Annotated in this window: 16 protein-coding genes and 2 pseudogenes; 13 read left to right on the top strand and 5 right to left on the bottom strand. The window is 64.8% G+C overall.

Annotated elements, in window-relative coordinates; translation table 11 throughout:
• Window positions 1-121 precede the first annotated feature (121 nt).
• From EV648_RS40945 to EV648_RS45495, 3 genes and pseudogenes are all read right to left on the bottom strand, one after another.
• The gene (locus tag EV648_RS40945; protein WP_132301642.1) at window positions 122-1,288 is read right to left on the bottom strand and encodes a pentapeptide repeat-containing protein; all 1,167 of its coding nucleotides are present in this window, start codon (window positions 1,286-1,288) and stop codon (window positions 122-124) included.
• 988 nt (window positions 1,289-2,276) lie between these two features.
• Complete coding sequence (locus tag EV648_RS40940; protein ID WP_132301640.1) at window positions 2,277-2,729, bottom strand: hypothetical protein; 453 nt, start codon at window positions 2,727-2,729, stop codon at window positions 2,277-2,279.
• Between the two features lie 90 nt (window positions 2,730-2,819).
• A pseudogene (locus tag EV648_RS45495) lies at window positions 2,820-2,963 on the bottom strand (abortive infection family protein); the annotation flags it as partial.
• Window positions 2,964-3,013: 50 nt separating this feature from the next.
• On the opposite strand from EV648_RS45495, the gene EV648_RS40930 reads away from it, so the two are divergent.
• From EV648_RS40930 to EV648_RS40910, 5 genes are all read left to right on the top strand, one after another.
• Entirely contained in the window at window positions 3,014-3,193 is a 180-nt protein-coding gene (locus EV648_RS40930; RefSeq protein ID WP_132301638.1) for a hypothetical protein, read from the top strand.
• 251 nt (window positions 3,194-3,444) lie between these two features.
• Window positions 3,445-3,996 carry a hypothetical protein gene (locus tag EV648_RS40925; RefSeq protein ID WP_132301636.1) on the top strand — a complete coding sequence of 184 codons (552 nt, stop codon included), beginning with the start codon at window positions 3,445-3,447 and terminating at the stop codon, window positions 3,994-3,996.
• 208 nt (window positions 3,997-4,204) lie between these two features.
• A complete protein-coding gene (locus EV648_RS40920; protein WP_132301634.1) occupies window positions 4,205-4,765 on the top strand; it encodes a hypothetical protein in 561 nt (186 codons plus the stop codon).
• Between the two features lie 32 nt (window positions 4,766-4,797).
• Window positions 4,798-5,085 (top strand): hypothetical protein, encoded by a 288-nt coding sequence (locus tag EV648_RS40915; protein WP_132301632.1) that lies wholly within the window; start codon window positions 4,798-4,800, stop codon window positions 5,083-5,085.
• A 72-nt stretch (window positions 5,086-5,157) separates the two neighbouring features.
• Window positions 5,158-5,757, top strand: coding sequence for a DUF2071 domain-containing protein (locus EV648_RS40910; RefSeq protein WP_199235129.1), 600 nt, complete (start codon window positions 5,158-5,160; stop codon window positions 5,755-5,757).
• Window positions 5,758-6,137: 380 nt separating this feature from the next.
• Here the strand turns inward: EV648_RS40910 and EV648_RS40905 are convergent, their stop codons facing one another.
• A complete protein-coding gene (locus EV648_RS40905) occupies window positions 6,138-6,908 on the bottom strand; it encodes a tyrosine-type recombinase/integrase (RefSeq protein WP_241996105.1) in 771 nt (256 codons plus the stop codon).
• Between the two features lie 86 nt (window positions 6,909-6,994).
• Between EV648_RS40905 and EV648_RS40900 the strand changes: the two are divergent.
• The 7 genes and pseudogenes from EV648_RS40900 to EV648_RS42940 all read left to right on the top strand — a co-directional run.
• A pseudogene (locus EV648_RS40900) lies at window positions 6,995-7,369 on the top strand (transposase); the annotation flags it as partial.
• Between the two features lie 146 nt (window positions 7,370-7,515).
• Entirely contained in the window at window positions 7,516-8,451 is a 936-nt protein-coding gene (locus EV648_RS40895; protein WP_132301628.1) for a tyrosine-type recombinase/integrase, read from the top strand.
• 20 nt (window positions 8,452-8,471) lie between these two features.
• Window positions 8,472-9,383 (top strand): tyrosine-type recombinase/integrase, encoded by a 912-nt coding sequence (locus EV648_RS40890; RefSeq protein ID WP_158294216.1) that lies wholly within the window; start codon window positions 8,472-8,474, stop codon window positions 9,381-9,383.
• A complete protein-coding gene (locus EV648_RS40885; RefSeq protein WP_132301624.1) occupies window positions 9,376-10,365 on the top strand; it encodes a tyrosine-type recombinase/integrase in 990 nt (329 codons plus the stop codon). The genes EV648_RS40890 and EV648_RS40885 overlap by 8 nt, the downstream gene beginning before the upstream one ends.
• Window positions 10,366-10,927: 562 nt before the next feature.
• On the top strand, window positions 10,928-11,662 hold the full coding sequence (locus EV648_RS40880) for a DUF4231 domain-containing protein (protein ID WP_132301622.1): 735 nt from the start codon (window positions 10,928-10,930) through the stop codon (window positions 11,660-11,662).
• A gap of 62 nt (window positions 11,663-11,724) precedes the next feature.
• Entirely contained in the window at window positions 11,725-12,507 is a 783-nt protein-coding gene (locus EV648_RS40875; protein ID WP_132301619.1) for a trypsin-like peptidase domain-containing protein, read from the top strand.
• A 133-nt stretch (window positions 12,508-12,640) separates the two neighbouring features.
• Window positions 12,641-12,844 (top strand): hypothetical protein, encoded by a 204-nt coding sequence (locus EV648_RS42940; protein WP_158294215.1) that lies wholly within the window; start codon window positions 12,641-12,643, stop codon window positions 12,842-12,844.
• A 121-nt stretch (window positions 12,845-12,965) separates the two neighbouring features.
• On the opposite strand, the gene EV648_RS40870 is transcribed toward EV648_RS42940, so the two are convergent.
• Window positions 12,966-15,734, bottom strand: a complete 2,769-nt coding sequence (locus EV648_RS40870) for an NACHT domain-containing NTPase (protein ID WP_132301617.1) — start codon at window positions 15,732-15,734, stop codon at window positions 12,966-12,968.
• A gap of 316 nt (window positions 15,735-16,050) precedes the next feature.
• Here EV648_RS40870 and EV648_RS40865 point away from each other — a divergent pair, with 316 nt between their 5' ends.
• The gene (locus tag EV648_RS40865) at window positions 16,051-16,404 is read left to right on the top strand and encodes a hypothetical protein (RefSeq protein ID WP_132301615.1); all 354 of its coding nucleotides are present in this window, start codon (window positions 16,051-16,053) and stop codon (window positions 16,402-16,404) included.
• The last annotated feature ends 155 nt before the right edge of the window (window positions 16,405-16,559 follow it).

Here is a 16,559-nt window from a genome sequence, read left to right as displayed (position 1 = left end):
CTGCGAAAGTCGGAGCGCTCGGTCTGGGAGCCGTCTGCCGGTGCGGTGGGTGATCCAGAAGGTTCGCTTCGCGGGCTGCCCGCACGGTTTGGGAGACGACCGCTATATCGGGCGTCGGCGATCATGGGGGTGGTGGGGGAGCGCCCGGCGCGGTCTGCTTCATCCAGCCCGGTAGCTTCAGACCCCGGGTTGGGGCTTCGGGAAGGCCCTGTGGCGCCACGCCGTCGGGCTGTAGGGATGCTGAGGTCAGCTCCACTTCGCCGCCGGAGAACTCGGCGCTGTCGAAGTCGACGATGCCGCCGGAGAACACCGCGTCGACGAAGCCGACAGCGCCGCCGGAGAACACCGCGTGGGCGAAGCCGACGATGCCGCCGGAGAACTCGGCGCTGTTTAAAGTGACAACGCTTCCGGAGAACTTTGCGCCGACGAAGTTGATGAGGCTGCGCGAAAACTTCGCGCTGCCGAAGCTGACTAAGCCGTCGGAGAACTCCGCGAAATCGAAGCCGATGGTGCCGTCGGAGAACACCGCCTCAGAGAAGTCAACGGTGCCGCCGGAGAACACCGTGTTGAAGAAGTCAACGGTGCCGCCGGAGAACACCGCCTCAGAGAAGACAACGGTGCCGCCGGAGAACACCGTGTTGAAGAAGTCAACGGTGCCGCCGGAGAACACCGCGTTGAAGAAGCTGACGGTGCCGCCGGAGAACTCGGCGCCGACGAAGCTGACCGTGCCGCCGGAGAACACCGCGCCGCGGAAGTCCCCTCCGTCGAAGGCAGCCCCGGCGAAGTCGAGGTCATGCCCGTGCCACGGGTGCGTGGCCGCGGCTTGCAGGTGTGCCGTGATGAGCCGGATGACAGTGAAGCGGACCTCCCGCTCGCCGGGTTCGCTGCCGGTCGGGTCGTAGGGCAGTCGCAAGTAGGCGCACAGCACATCGATGCACTGTTGCCGCTGCTCGTCCCAGTCGTCGGCGAGTCGCGACATCGCGTAGATGCCGGCGAGCCGGACGGCGGCCTTGTCGTGGCCGATGAGGTCGGCGGCGTCCTGGTACCGGCTGCTGAACAGCCGTTGGTCGTCGCGGTGGCTGGCGGACTCTTCAACGCGCGCGCGCCGGTACCCGACGATGAGAGCGACGGCCGCTCCCAAGCCGGCTGCCAGCCCGAGGGCGATCTTCACCATGTCGGCGAGCAGTTTTTGTTGTTCGGGCGTCGCAGCTTGGGGATGTGGGTCGATGCGAAGCAGCCAGGCCAGGATGAAGTAGAGCGCGACCGCGCCAGCCACCGCCGCAGCCACAGCCACGGATGCGTACAAGACCAGAGGTCTCATGATCGGCGTCTGTGCCGCGTCGCGGCCGCGGCGCAGATCACCCTGGCGCCTCGCTCGTTCGCGCGCTCGCTCGTGTGAGGTCGGCACAGTTCCCCTCCCGCAGTGCCAGCCACGTGTGACGCCGCATCCCCGAATTACACCGTGCCCGGGCCACGACGGTGTGTCTACCCGGCGGCGTCGGGCAGATGGAGGAACTCGCTGACGAACTGGTAACGGCCCTTATCGCAGGGAACCGCGTGTCGACCGCCCGAAGCTGGCGGACATGCCCGGGCGGCCGCCGATCAAGATTTGCCGTTATCGCTGGCTCGAGACGAGCCCGGTGCCGATAGCCGGCGCTATGTCCCCTCGCAGTCAGCGGCAGACCGATCGCACACCGCGCGGGCGGATCCCCGCTGGGTGCGCGCTTCCAGGCTCCTGTGATCGCTATGCCCCGGAGGGCCTCGCGGTGAATACTCCGAGTGGATGATCATCGGCGTAGACCACGACGGTTTGGAACAAGGAGCTTGACTAGCTCGCGCGCATTGCGCCGGCGGCGCGGATCCTTAGACCAGACTCCGGGAAGTGCGATCAGAGAGCGATCAGGACGGTTCGTGCTGCGTAGGGTCCGGTGGGGGCCAGTGCCCACCAGGGGCTGACTTCCGTCAGCCACCGGAGACTCACCAGATCGTGCCAGTCACGGCCGCCAAGTCGCTGCCTCCTCTGCTCACTCGGTGCTCCTGACTAGGGAGTTGGGCCCCGCGGGATCGGGACCGGGTATCGGGGTCAGTATGTGCCCATTGGCCCGACAAACCAGCCACTGCTCGCCGACTCACTGTTTCGGGGTGAGGCCCGGCCGCGCCAGTAACCCACCTGATGTCATCCCGCGTCGAGCGCCTGACCGACTTAACGTAACCAGCACGGCGAGTTAGTCGGAGGCGCGGGCCGTCCCCGACCGCATCGAGATCGTGCCAGAGAGTCAGCCTCCAATTTGGGCGCCGAGAACCGCGGCTCCGAGTTGGATCCCAAACTCGCGGCTAGCTCCTCCGACTGCAGCCAGGACCTTGCGCGCTCGGGATCGTTCTTCGGGGGGTTGCTCTTCAGATTCCGCGATGGCCTCCAGGGCCTTGATCAGCCGGTCGTACGCAGCCTCTGGCGTTGGCCACCTACCGACTCGCCTCATGGCCTCTCCGGTCACGCCTAGAACCCGTGCGGCCCGTGCAGGATTCATCCACGACACCTGGATCAGACCGTCTGATTCCAGCAGTCGCAGGGCGAGCAGCGTGTCGTCCTCGGATAGCTGTGCTGCCGCGGCGATTTCGCCGAGGCGCGCACCCTGCCTATCCACGTCGACTTCGCAAAGCTGCACTGTTGCGCGAAGCACTGGCAGATCGCGAGAGTGCCACGTGTCGTTCGGCTCGATGAACTCCATGCCGCCACGCTGCCACGCTCGCCAGGCGACGGATAGGGGCGGACGGAACGCGCCCGACACCCCGGGCTGGGTGGCCGCAGCCCGCAGGAGTCAGGCTGATGCGGCCTTCTTCCTCCAGGGCGCCTGCTCGTCCGCCAGGGTGTCGAGCACGAACTCGCACCACAACCGGGCGGCGTTGATCGTCAGCCGGGCATGGCGAGCGCTGAGGCCGGTACGGACGGTCGCCGGCCCGTGGCCCGTCCCGTATCCGCGAGGACAAGGTCCCGCATGGTATCGAGATCTTGGTGCCTAGCGAGTTCGCCGCCAACACCGTGGCCGTCTCGCCCCAGCGAGCGCTGAAGGCGGTGGTTAAGCTGACCCAGCGCCGCCAGAAGCCGCCGATCTCGGTGGACGACTTCCTCGCGACCCTCCAAGACAAGTACGGGATGCACGAGGCGGTCGAACTGATCGAAGACGCACGGTAGCCCGCCTCCTTAGCCACCGTCTGGGTGGAGTCTGAACGAGGTGTTGAGAACGATCGATTCTCAACACCTACCCGAGCGATCACCCCGTCTTTGCTGGCGGCGAGGCGATCGCGTGCACGATCTGCACGATGGTCGGTGCGATGGCGAGCACGAAGTCTCGCCGCTCTTTGGGCCAGGGAGGTAAGCACCACGAGCCGAAACTGAGCTAGCGAGGATCAGCCCACGCGGTTCATCGCGGCAAACTGAGACCTATGGCCTCGGTCGAGGGGATCTTCGAGCCTGGTGAGGGGTTCGATGTTGAGCTGGCATGCCTGGGCGCTGTTTCCCCCACGCGGATCGGCGACGTTGATGTTTTGATCGCGCTGCCTCAGTGCCGCCGGGACGGCGTTGAGGGGCGGCCGACCTTGCGTGCTCCGGCATTTGAACATGTGCGAAGCGATTACGACTGGACGACCTGGGATCCGGAAGACCCTGGCGAGGTCTGGGGACGGGTCCATCGATGGACCGACGATGCCGGTTGTGAAGGCGAAGGGGCCGCCTGGGTAGCAAGGTTCGGCGTCCGCATAGCCGAGCCGGATGACTCGTGCCAGGACTCCGCTGACGCGGTCTCGCTGTACCCGGCGGTGGACGAGTGGTGGCTGCGCGTTCGCGAATGGGTCGCGGTCGTGGACCATCAGCTGCATCTACTGGAGTTCGGCAGTGTCGATGGCGTTCATCGTCCCGGCCGGAGTCTTCAGCCTTGGACTGCCTCGCCGAACAAGAACGCCGGTGTCGACTTCATCTACAACCCTGCGCCGGCGTGAGGACGCTCGAGCGGTGGACTGAAACTTGCAGAGTGGCGAGCCATACTCGCCAAGGCCGCCTCCGGAGATAGCCCTCCACTGATGTGGCGATTACTGCGAAGTGCTGAGCAGATGGTGGTGGCGGGTTCGACTCGTCGAGCCTTGATAGATGCTGGCACGGCTGCCGAGCTGGCGTTGACGGAGGGGCTGTTCACGAGCCAAGACCCCCGTGCCGGGAGGCAGCACCACGGGTCAGGGTTACTGCAACGCCGACCCGGTGAACTGCTCCGACATCAGTGGCCTCTTCACGTACACCATCACCTACTCGCTAGGCCTCTTCCGCTACTCGGTGGCCAACTTCTTCGGGTATCTCCTCCGCTGCTTCACCTGCTACTTCCCGATCCCCGGGGCGCGCGCCCTGCGGTACAACCAGGGAATGGACCTGCGAGTGGGGCCCGCGCGGATCTGGTTCCCCCTCTGGGTGTCACGGCTGTGGCAGGGCACCAACTCGGCGGGGTGGAGGTTCAAGACGCTGCACGGCCACCCGGACTATCCCGGTTACATCGAGTTCCACTTCTACAAGTCCTACGGATGGCTCTACCTGACCATCCACGGATGGGTCCCCTGGTATTCCGCAGGCGCCTGGGTCCCGAAGCCGATCTACGTCGCAATTGCTAGGCAGACGTGGAACCGGTTTGCACTCAAACCTTTGGTATCTCGCCTGCGCCAAAGGTGGGAGTTACCTGCTGTGCTGAGCGTGAGTCAGAAGGGACGGAACCGGGAGACATGACAGGTATGTTTCCACTGCACAGGCGTCGGCGAGTGATCGCCGTCGCGTACGTGCTAATAGTCACCGTGCTTGCCGTCTTGGTCGCGGTGCCCGAGCATCCGAGCTTCGTGGCATATGCAGGCATGATGCTCCTTGATGCTCCACTCAGCCTGCTCCTCTACGTGCCCTACTACGTGATCACGCTTGGGGTGCTGCCAGTGGATGGACCCTCGTGGCTCGGGCTGTTTCCCATCGCCTGGTACGCCGCGATCGCCGCCGTGCAAGCCTGGTTGGCGGTCAAATACCTGGACCGTCATCAGCGTGACAAGGCAGCAGAATGACCGGGCCAACGGCATCCTACGGATCGCAAGAGCGCGAGGTGACATGATTGTCGGTGAGGAGAGGGGCCGCCAGTGTGGCAACCACGGGCGCGCGGCGAGATCGAGCGTCGGCTGCTGGTCAACTACCGGGTGGACCCCGACGTCCTGGCGTTGGCTGTGCCTGCACCGTTTCGTCCCCAGCTTGTCGAGGGCTCCGCAGTCGCCGGTATCTGCCTGATCCGGCTCGGCGCGATGCGGGTGGCTGGAGCGCCCCGATGGGCGGGCCTTCGCAGCGAGAACGCTGCCCACCGCATCGCGGTCGAATGGGACGACCCGAGCGGCGCCATCCGAACAGGGGTCTATATTCCCCGACGGGATAGCGACTCCTGGACCAACATCGCCCTGGGTGGCCGGTTTTATCCGGGTGAGCACCGTCGTGCGCGATTCCAGGTGTCGGAGACCGATGAGAGCATTCGTGTCGCCTTCACTGCCGTGGACGGCTCGACGGACGTCGACGTCGCCGTGCGCCTGACTCAACAGCTCGCCGGGAGTGCGCTGTTCGCCAGCCTCGATGAAGCCTCGGCCTTTCTTCGAGACTGGTTCCGTTGGCTACTCCGCCACCAGAGTGGACTCGCAGTACGACGGATTGCAGCTGCAGACCTCAGCGTGGAAGGTCGAGCCCGCCGTCGTTAGGCACGCGCATTCTTCCTTCTTCGAGGATCGACTCGCCTTCCCACCCGGCACAGCCCAACTCGACTCCGCACTGGTGATGCGCAAGGTGCCGGTCGACTGGCTCCCTTTGCAGCGCCTGGACGCCACCACCGACACAGGGGCATAGACGCCCACCGCTGTGCCATCTCAGGCGCGTGTCCGAGTATCCGCATTCGGCCGCCGAGTGCGCGGGTTGCGTTGCGTCCAGGCCGCGCTAGTCGGTCACGACGGCGATCCTCTCGGGGCTGTCGGGTCAGCCGGCTCGTTTGCGGATAGGTGACAAGTATTCTCAGCGACACCTCCCACGAGGCGCTCATCGCATCGGCCCGCACGCAGCCGAGCCCTGGCGAGGTCCGCCGAGTTCACAACGCTTGACGTAGGTGATGAGGGACTGATGCCATGACGCGGCCGAGGTCGTCGGTGATGGCGGCGATGCGTTCGTTTCGGCCGGCGTCGTCGATGTAGATCATGACGGTGCGGACGTCGGCGTGGGCGGATAGTTCCTGGAGGTCTTCGGCCCCGGGGCCGCGGCGCTTCTGGTCGGTGATGGCGGTTGCGCGCAGGGAGTGGGGGGTGACCTTCTCTGGTCGGGGGATGCCGGCGGCCCTGGCGAGGCGGCGCAGCATCCTGGTGACGTCGTGGCGGTCGAGCCGCTTACCCGCCGGGTCGACGATGAGCGGCGCCGGGCCCGCGCCGATCCAGGTCGGTCGGGTCGCGATGTAGAGGTCGAGTAGCTCGGCGACCGTGGTCTCCAGCGGCACGAGCTTCGTCTTCCCACCCTTGAGGGTGATTGCCAGCCAGGTCCGTCGTCCCTCGTCGCGGCGGTCGGTGTCGCTGGCCGCGCACAGGCCGGACACGCGCAGCGCGTCGGTGAACAGCAGCCCGATCACCAGGGCGTCGCGGACATCGGCGGTGGAGGCGAGCAGCGCCGCGACTTGGTCGGCGTCGAGGACGCGCGCCGAGGTGGCCCGGCGGCCACGCTCGACCTGGGGCCGGTGGTCGTCGATGGAGATCGGGCTGACGATCGGCAAACCCCAGCTGGCGGCGTACCGGTAGAGGCTGGACAGCGTCGACAGTCGGCGAGCGATGGAGGAGTCGGCGGCACTGGCGTCTTGCTGGCGGGTGAGCCACATCGTCACCTCGCCACGGTGCAGGTCGAGGCCGAAGCGTTCCCGGCCGAGGTCGCGGCGTGCCCAGTCGGCCCACAGCAGGAGGTCGTCGGCTGGCCGACCTGTTCGCGGCCGATGAACACGTCGAGGTCGAAGCGAGCTGGGGGATCTACCAGCGCATGATCGCCGCCTACCGCGAACCCGGCCGCAGCCGTGGCCGGGCGCTGATGAAGCAGCTCATCGACTCGGTCAGCCACGGCGTGCCCACCGCACTCGTCGAACTCATCACGCTCGGCCGGACACTGAACAAGCGCGCCGCCGACGTACTCGCCTACTTCGACCGACCCGGCACCAGCAACGGACCCACCGAAGCCATCAACGGCCGACTTGAACACCTCGGCGGCTCAGCACTCGGCTTCCGCAACCTCACCAACTACATCGCTTATGTCGATTTCCGCATAAGCGATGGTATGTCGTCCGCGTGATTATGTTGGCCAGGCTCCGGGAACTGCTGGTCGCGTAGGGCTGCGGCGCTGAGCCGGTCAACATAACAATCGGCGGTGGGTCGGGGGTTCGCTTGATCTGACCGGGCGGTCGCTGGGATCGCCTGGCATAGGTCGAGGAGACCAAGATGCCGATCCATCGTGAACGACGCTGCGCCGACGTGCGGGGTGTGCTGGACGAGTTCGAGACATGGCTGCTGCGAGAGCGGTCCGCGCAGGAGCGCACCGCTGGTGCGTATACGGCTCGTGTTGCGGGATTAGTCGCGTGGCTGCGTGCGCCGGTCGAGGAGTCGCTGCGCGACTTGACTGCCGCGACCGTGATCGAGTGGGTGAACCTGGAAGCCGAGCGAGGGCTGAAAGCCTCGACGTTGGGAAAGCAGCTGGTGATGCTGCGTTCGTTCCTGCAGTTCTGTCATCGGTCAGGCCGGACCGGGCAGGACCTGTCCGGGGTGGTTCCGCACGCGGCAGCGTGGCGACTGTCCTCGATCCCAGAGCCGGTGCCTGCGGGCACGCTCGAGGCGCTGTTCGACAGCCTCGACCTGCGTTCCCCGAAGGGGCTGCGGGACCGGGCGATCCTGTTGTTGCTGACCGGACTGGGGTTGCGGGCATGCGAGATCGCGGCAGTGCGTCTCGATGACATCGGCTGGCGCACAGGCAGCTTGCGCATCCGAGGCAAGGGCGACCGGCTCGACGAGCTCCCACTCCCCGATGAAGTCGGGCAGGCGCTGGAGGACTACGTGCTCCACGGCCGTGGCGGCAGGGTCGAGGGCGAGGAAGTGTTCTGGACGGTCATCGACCCGGTTCAGCCGTTGTCGGCGAACGGGGTCTGCGGGACCGTCCGGCAGATCTGCATCCATGCCGGTGTGACGAAGTTCGGGCCGCACCGGCTGCGGCAGACGTTCGCGACGGGCATGCTCGCCTCCGGCGCCACCCTGGAGGAGGTTCAGGGGCTGCTGCGGCACGCGCATCTGCGCACGACCGCGATCTACACCAAGGTCGACAAGACCCGGTTGACCCGACTCGTTCCCGAGTGGCCTGCCGCGGCTTCGGGCAGGTGGGCATGATGAGCCGGCTGGGTGAACGGATGGAAAGCTACCTGGCGACGCGCCGCGCGCTTGGCTTCAAGCTCACAGCGCCAGGCAGGACACTCGACGCGTTCGTTACCTGGATGGACGAGCACGGTGAGCCCACGATCCGCCGCGATCTGGCCACAGTGTGGGTCTCGCAGTTCACCCGTCGGACAGTGCCGGAGCGGTTGAACCACATCCGGCAGTTCGCCGAGCATGTCGCCTGGTTCGATCCCGGGACCGAGATCCCGCTCGTCGATGGGAACCCTTACGGCAGTCACCGCTCTCGTCCGCTGATCTTCACTCCTGAGCAGATCGACGCTCTACTGGCCGCGGCGGGTCGTCTGACGCCGAAGGTTCGAGCGGCGACGTGGCAGACGCTGCTCGGGCTGCTGACGGTGACGGGACTGCGGATCAGCGAGGCTCGCACCCTGAACGACGACGACGTCACGCTCGATGAGTCCGGTGACGGCAGCGGATGGGTGCGAGTCAGGGACACGAAGTTCGGCGAGTCCCGGCTGGTGCCGCTGCACGCAACGACGATGACCGCGATCGGAAAGTATCAGCGGCTGCGCGACAAGACGTTCCCCATCCCGAAGTCGACGGCGGTGTTCGTCGCGCGTCGCGGCACCCGGATCGCCCGCTCGACCGCGGGGAACACGTTCCGCGAAGTCCGCACGATGGCCGACCTGGCCGGCAGCACAGTTGAGCCTGCCGCTCGGCTGCATGACTTCCGGCACTCGTTCGCGACGAACACCCTGATCAGGCACATCCGTGCTGGCGGTGACGTCGACGAGATGGTGCCGGTGCTGTCGGCCTGGCTCGGGCACGTCGGACCGGACTCGACCTACTGGTATCTGTCGAACACCCCCGAACTGGCGGCAGCCCTCGCCGCCCGACTGCACACGAGCGGGGTTGATGATGAGTGACCTCGCGCCTCTGCTGCAACGGTTCTTCACCGACAAGCTCGACCGGCATCTGAACGCCAGCGCCCATACGAAGGCCGCCTACGCCGACACGTTCCGGCTGATGCTCTACGCCCAACGGGCCACCGGCATCGCGCCGTCGGCACTGACCCTGGCCGATCTGGATGCCGACCTGATCGGCGGGTTCCTTCAGCACCTCGAAACCGAGCGCGGGAACTCCGCCGCCACGAGGAACGCCCGGCGAGCGGCGCTGCGTTCATTCTTCACCTACGCCAGCTACCGCGCCCCTGATGCGATCGCCACGATCAGCCAGGTCCTCGCGATCCCCGCGAAACGCACGAAGAAGACGCTCGTGTCGTTCCTCACCCGGCCCGAAGCCGAAGCACTCATCGCAGCCCCCAACACCAGCACCTGGATCGGACGCCGCGACCGACTGCTGCTGCACCTGGGCATCCAGACCGGACTCCGGGTCAGCGAGCTGACCAGCCTCCGCGCCGACAGCATCCAAATCGGCCCGCATAGCCAACTCGAATGCGTCGGCAAAGGACGCAAGCAGCGCGTCATCCCGCTGCAGAAGAACACCGCGGGGCTCCTGACCGCCTGGATCAGCGAACTCCCGCTAACACCGGATGGACCGCTGTTTCCGACCACCACCGGCACCGCGCTGACCAGGGCGGCGGTCGGCAAGCTCGTCGCCCGGCACATCGCGACTGCGGCGGAACGTTGTCCGAGCCTGTCCGGGAAGAACATCACCCCGCACACGCTGCGGCACACCTGCGCGATGACGCTCCTGCACGCCGGGATCGACACAGCGAGCATCGCGCTCTGGCTCGAGCACTCCACGATCCAGACCACGCAGGTCTATCTCCACGCCGATCTGGAACTCAAACGCCGAACCCTTGAACGAGTCCCCGCACTCGACGAGCGGCCACCGGCCCGCTACCAAGCCTCGGATGCTCTCATCGCGTTCCTCGCGAACCGGTAACACCACCACGATTATGTTGACCGGCTCAGCGCCGCAGCCCTACGCGACCAGCAGTTCCCGGAGCCGGCCAACATAATCACGCGGACGACATACCATCGCCAGATCACTACTCGAAACCGGCGGCTTCAGACCACAACTACACCCTCGATCGTGAAGAGCCCCCAATCTGACCCCAACGATCCCTGCCAAAGAGCACGTGTCAGACGCGGCGGAGCTTGCAAGGGCGTAGCAAGGCTTCCCGCGGACGCGGCGTTGGCGGCGGATCAGGCAAGCTCTTTCCAGGTATACGCCCGTGTAGCCCAGGGCAACAAGTCTGACAATGGTCGTGTCGATGAATACCAGTCGGAACATGCCAAAGGTGCCAGCCATGACAGCCGTTCGGTCAGCCTGTGGCTCCAGAGACAGCTCAGTCTGGGTGGCGCGTCGAACTTGTAAAGCGGTGCTCAAAGATTCTAGGGATAAGTTCGTCTCGCCGGAGTGTCTCGGTTCACGTCCGCGTCGACCTAGAGTCCACGGGTAGCCCACCTCCATACTGAGGGCACGCTCACGTTGGAGGGGAACTATGACCGGCTGGCAGAGGCAGGCTAGACACACTTTGGGCGTTGTGTTCGCGGCAACTTTCGCGCTCCTCCTCTGGCGCGCAACTCTTCTTACAGAGGAGGAAGAGGAGGAAGAAGAGGAGGAGGAGGAGGAGGAGGAGGAGGAGGAAGAAGAAGAAGAGGAGGAAGAAGAAGAGGTAGCGGGTGATGTAGGTGGGGCAGAAAGGCTCCGGCTTGCTGGTGGCCCCCTGCCGAAGTCCTCGCCGGCTGCCAGGAGGAGGTCTGATCAAATCCCGGCCCTGCGACCGCACCAGCGGCGCTACTTGGCCGCGGTCGACCGAATCATCATCACCTACAGCGGACTTGCGGCCCGCAAGCTGCGCAGAGCGCGCATTCTCGAGGTGCTCACCTTGGTCTTCGCGACGACTGTTCCTGTCGCAATCGCAGCTCAACTGTCAGGCTGGGTCGCCGCCGCTCTGGGCGCTGCCGCAGCCATTGCTCAGGGGTTGCAGCAAGTCTTTCAGGACCGGCGTCACAGTGCCGAGATGCACGCAATGGCTGTCGAGCTCACACGAGCACGCAGACGCCTGGGGTACAAACTCGGCCAGCAGGCGGACCATGGGTCGCGCAGCCGAACGTTCGACGGATTTGTAGAAGAGGTAGAGGGTGCCTCCGGAGACATCGGCGGACGACTGCTCGATATCCTGCGACCTGACCAGGGGGCCAGCGATCCTCGGGAGGTCGGTAAGGCAACCTGACGTGTCCGCCGGCGGTTCTCTGTGACTGAAGCGTTCAGACGGCTACGCTTACACTCCCTGCCATGCCCACAGTTCATGAGCCGTCCGCGATGTCCCTGTACCTCTCGATGAGCGTCAACGGTGCACCGCTGGCGAACGGGACAGGGGTCATCGTTGGACACGCGGGCAAGTTCTGGCTTGTCACCGCTGGTCACAACATCACCGGCCGCGACGCCGTTACTGGCGAGCTCATCTCTCAGAGGACGGGGGCGTGGCCGGACACCGTGACGATCCGCCACACCTGGATGGACCAGCTCGGACAGTGGACCGAGCGTGTAGTGCCGCTGTTCAAGGACGGCCAGCCGATCTGGCTGCAGCACCCACGCGGACTCGCGGTTGACGTAGTAGCGGTACCGCTGTTGGAGCTGGATACGGTCGCCACCATCTATGCCGTCAACCTCGATGCGCCCGGGCTTGCCGAACTGGCTGTTCCAGATGAGGTGAGCATCGTCGGATACCCATTCAACATCACAAGCGGGGAAGGGTTTCCGGTGTGGACTCGGGGAACCATCGCCACCGAACTCGACTTCGACCACGACGGGCTGCCGATGTTCTTGGTCGACAGCCGGACGCGAACTGGACAGTCTGGGGCGCCTGTCTTCTGGTACTCCAGTCACGGCATGATTCCCGTACGAGGGGGATGGAAGCTCAACGACGGACAGAACCCCCCTCTAACGCTTCTTGGTATCTACTCCGGTCGCACTGATCAGCACAGTGACCTTGGCCGGGTGTTCAAGTTGTCTGCGGTGAGGGACGTCATCGAGCACGGGAAGCCGCCTGATGACGTCTTCTCCATCGAGGCGTAGTCCGCTCTGGCGGTCACCGAAGCCATGCTCGGTGGCGACGCCACGCCGACGGCTTCGACGCCAGCGCGCTGCCGATCGGGGACGAGTACTGGGGTGTGGGCTACCTGTCCGGGGTCACCGACGCCCGCCCACCGTGCGGACGTTCCTGGCCGACGCAGCGCACGCGGACAAGATCCTCACCGCCGCGCGCAAGTACCGCGGGCAGATCGGCACCCTGACCGGCGAGGCGGCCGGGGGAAGAGCTCGAGCGCGGGTCGCTGGGCATCTGAGCCGGTCGGGCTTCCTTATCCGAAAAGCTGTCACATCGCTGGATGACGTCCGCCCGGCGTCGGCGTAGTTGGCAGGGGCAAGCCTGGTGTGGCCAATGCGGGGTGAGCAGGATCCGGTCACGCGACCGGCCGCCGATGATCTTCGGCCCCGCGAGCGCCGCGCGGGAGATGAGTGCGCGCTCAGTCGGGTTAGCCGGCGGAAGCGAGGGTTCTGAGTATCTTCAAGAGATCGGTACCGGGTTCCGGTTTCGTGTCGCGAGCGGCGAGGTATGCCTGGGGAAACTCTTCCGATGGCCAGGTCTCGGCCACGTAGAGAGCATCGACGGGAGTGATACTCGTGAGCGAGTTGGGCTCAAGGTCTCTGAAGAGCAGGTGAGTGAGCGGCTGGCGGATCCAGTGTTGTGGCCGTTCGACTCTCAGGTATGTCACGTACTCGGGGGCGAAGTAGCCGGGATTGAACTCAAAGGGCATCTCGTTCGCTAGACGACGGTCAATGTCGTTTCGCAGTTTTAGAAGCTCTCCGCGCGCGGGTTCAGCGACATACCGGTCGGCGGACCACAGCAGAGCCACCACCATGGCGGCGTTGCCATTCTCTACGTTCGAGATCAGGCCGCCAAGGGTGGGGAACTCGTCAAGCATCGAGGGCTTGGCAACTGCAATTGCTGCTAGCTCGGGCCCAAGACTGTAGCCGGCGGGAGGAGGAAGGGCTCTCGCAAGCAATCGCGCTACGTAGGGCTCGGGCAACCCCTCCGAGATTCTTGCCAGCAGAGTCAGAATTGTTCGCCTGACACCGCCGCGCAAGGGCTCCGGTGACCCCAACAGTTCTTCAAACATATTTATGTCGTATGGCAACAAGCCACGAAGATATGGGGTGCCTGAATAGGTGGCTTGAATCAAGGCGAGTTGCTCGAGCGCCTTCAGGTCGGAGTAAGTCCAAGGATCAGCTGAGGCGCCTGATGCATGTCCGCCCGCGAGCAGTTTCGCCGCCGAGTAGCGATCACCTATGAGGTCAGCTTCGTTGACGTCCGGGTGCCACGGATTTCGATTACGCGTCAGTCGAAGGCCTTCGTCGTCCGGTCCCAAAGCGTTAATGACACTGGTCCAGGCTTGCGGATCCAGGCCAGCCCGCCACAGACGGACGAAGCGTTCCCAGCTATTGCGTGAGGTCGTGCCGATCAGTTCGTTGATTGGAACCGGGGCGCCGTCCAGTTGTACTCGAAGCAGCGTGAGGTTTGCCATGTAGCAGGCGCGACGGCGGACTGGGCTATAGGGGAGCGGGTTGTAGAGCTCATCGCTCACGTCGGGTCGGCCAAAATTAGCCTGTAGAACCTCGGTGATAGTAGCGAGCAACGATCGACGGTTGTCCGGGGTGAGCCTGTCTGCAGCTTCGCGAGCAAAGTCGAGCGTCGGCTGGCGGGTGCTCAAAGGTTGATGGCTCAGCACCCGTCTCAGCACGCTGTCGTCGAGGTGGCCGGGATGTAGCCCGGGGTCGGCGGCTTCGAGTTCTCGGTGGCGCATGAGGCGGGTGAGGAGATGCATGACGAGTTCGCTGACGAGGTACTCGCCGAACGTCGCGTGGAGAAACTCGTAGGCGGCGCGTCGATCGCGGTCGGCCCGGGCGTTGTGAACGAACATGAAGTCGCCCAGGACTCGATGGGCCGGGCTGATCGCCTGGATCGCGACTGCCTGTTGGCGGCGGGGTTCGAAGGCATTGAGGTCCGCGTCGAGCTCGTCGTCGGTGATGTGCTGACGGCCGCGGTTGAACATTCCGATCGCTGCGAACTGCAACTGTCTGCGCTGCTCGGCCTCCAGCCTCTTCTGCTCGGCTGGTTCGGCGACCGGCGCTGCCTTCTCCTTCACTTGCCGATCTATGAAGCGATCGAGGATGCGCTGATACAGGGTGCTCTGGGTCAGATTGGCGCCGCCGAGGCGACTCTCGCCGAGCTCCGCGAGGTAGACGGCGAGCATCAGCAGAAGGAGCGGATGGCGGGCCAGTTCGGCGGCGTTCTCCTGACTTGTCAGACCCTCGATGGCGAGTGGTTTGAAGTCGGAGATATGGCTGTGTGCGTCGTTCCAGACGGACAGCCAGCGCTCGATCCGCGCGTCGTCGAACTCGGAAAGTTTGACTATCGCCGTACCGGCCGGGATCTCGGCGCGATCCGCGACGACAGTCCGGGACGTCACGATGACGGCCGTCGGCGCGCCCAGAGTTGAAGCGCGCTTCTGGAATGACTGAATCTTGGTGAGGTAGCCCGACTGTGTGACGCCGGTCGCCTGAACCAGCTCGTCGAAGCCGTCGAGGAGCACGACCAGACGGCAGCGGTGCGGGCAAGCCAGGGAGTTGCCGCCCTGGATGCAGTCGGCGCACGAACCACATTCTTGGCGCAGTTCCTCAAGGTCGGCAGCTGGTTTTTGGAGCGTGCGCTGGAGTTCCTTCGTGATTTGAATCGCTAACTCATCATCGGTGTTGACCGAGCGGAGTGGAATTCGTACAACGGCGAACGAATCGGTTGGAAGTTGGGCTGCGAGCACTTCCGTAAGCAGCGACTTGCCCGCGCCGGGATGTCCGAGAAGTAGCAGCGGCCGCTCGGTGCTGAATTGGTCGGCCAAGTGGCCGGCGAGGTAGTCGACCAGCGACTCGTACTGAGGTTGTTCCTCCCACCAGTCCTCGTCGGCCGGCCGAGAATAGTGATCCGCGATGGCATACCGGAATGCGGGTTCGACGAAGCCGTTGCGCACAGTCGGCGAGGCGACCGCGCGGGAGCCGGACCGCAGCAAGGGTTCGTCGAGGACTTCCTGTGCCGCGAGTGCCAACTGGTCTCGGTAGCTGTTTCCGGGTGCCGGTTGGCCGGAGATGGCTACCGCGAGCAACTTCTGGAGTTCGCCCATGGCCGACGCTCGATTGTGGGCTTCGGCTCGGATCAGGCTTCTGGTGGCCGCGAATTCGTTCAACGTCACCCAGAGCGCGAACGGCCCCGAACGGACCTAGCTCCAGCATTCGGCTGCGGTAAGTTATCGCCGCGCGATCAGCGATGCGTTCTGTCAGACGATCATCGTCCTTCAGACGAGTCCGGTCCCATGCGTCGAGGCCGCTAAAGAAGGTGACGCACCGCTGGGCAAGGAGCTTGAAGTACGGCATCAGGTTTCGTTCGAGATTCTCCTCCAATCCGAGCTGCGGAGACGGCAGCGGTATCTCGACCGCAAACGGGTCGTCGCCCTGCGCGTCCCAACTCGAGAGCTTGGCTCTCTCTTTGTCGGTGAGAGCCAGCTCGGAGTGCACATTGCCGAGTACGTCCTTCAAGGCGTCGAAGAACGAGGACAGGACAGTAATGGTATGGGCGGCGGCGATGAGTTCGACTTGAGTCCTGTCGTTGGTGCCCTTGAGGCGGCCGTACACCTTGTTCACCAACGGGGCCAGCAGCTTGGTTGCTTCATTCTTCGGGTCGACCAGGGTGAGCCATGCCGCGGCCGACAGGCCGACTACCGGGCCGCCGATGACGAAGGCAGCGCCGGCGCCCACGAACACCGCTCCGCCGAAGATCTTGTCCAGCACGTCGCTGGCACTGCGATCCGGATCGAGGAGTTCCAGCGCACCACTAAACCTCGATCCACCGATGAGGGCGTTTGAGGGAGCGGGTCGGAACGCGAGAATGCCCTTACGTACTGGAAGAATTTGACTTCTCTAGGGTCCAATTCGCACCAGAACGAAGGGCATCTCGTAGATGCAACTGTCTCACACGCCACGGGCGACGTCGGCTGTGTTCGATGATCCGAATCTCATGT

Source organism: Kribbella sp. VKM Ac-2568, from assembly GCF_004345365.1.
GTDB lineage: Bacteria > Actinomycetota > Actinomycetes > Propionibacteriales > Kribbellaceae > Kribbella > Kribbella orskensis.
This window is presented reverse-complemented; position numbering and strand designations above follow the sequence as displayed.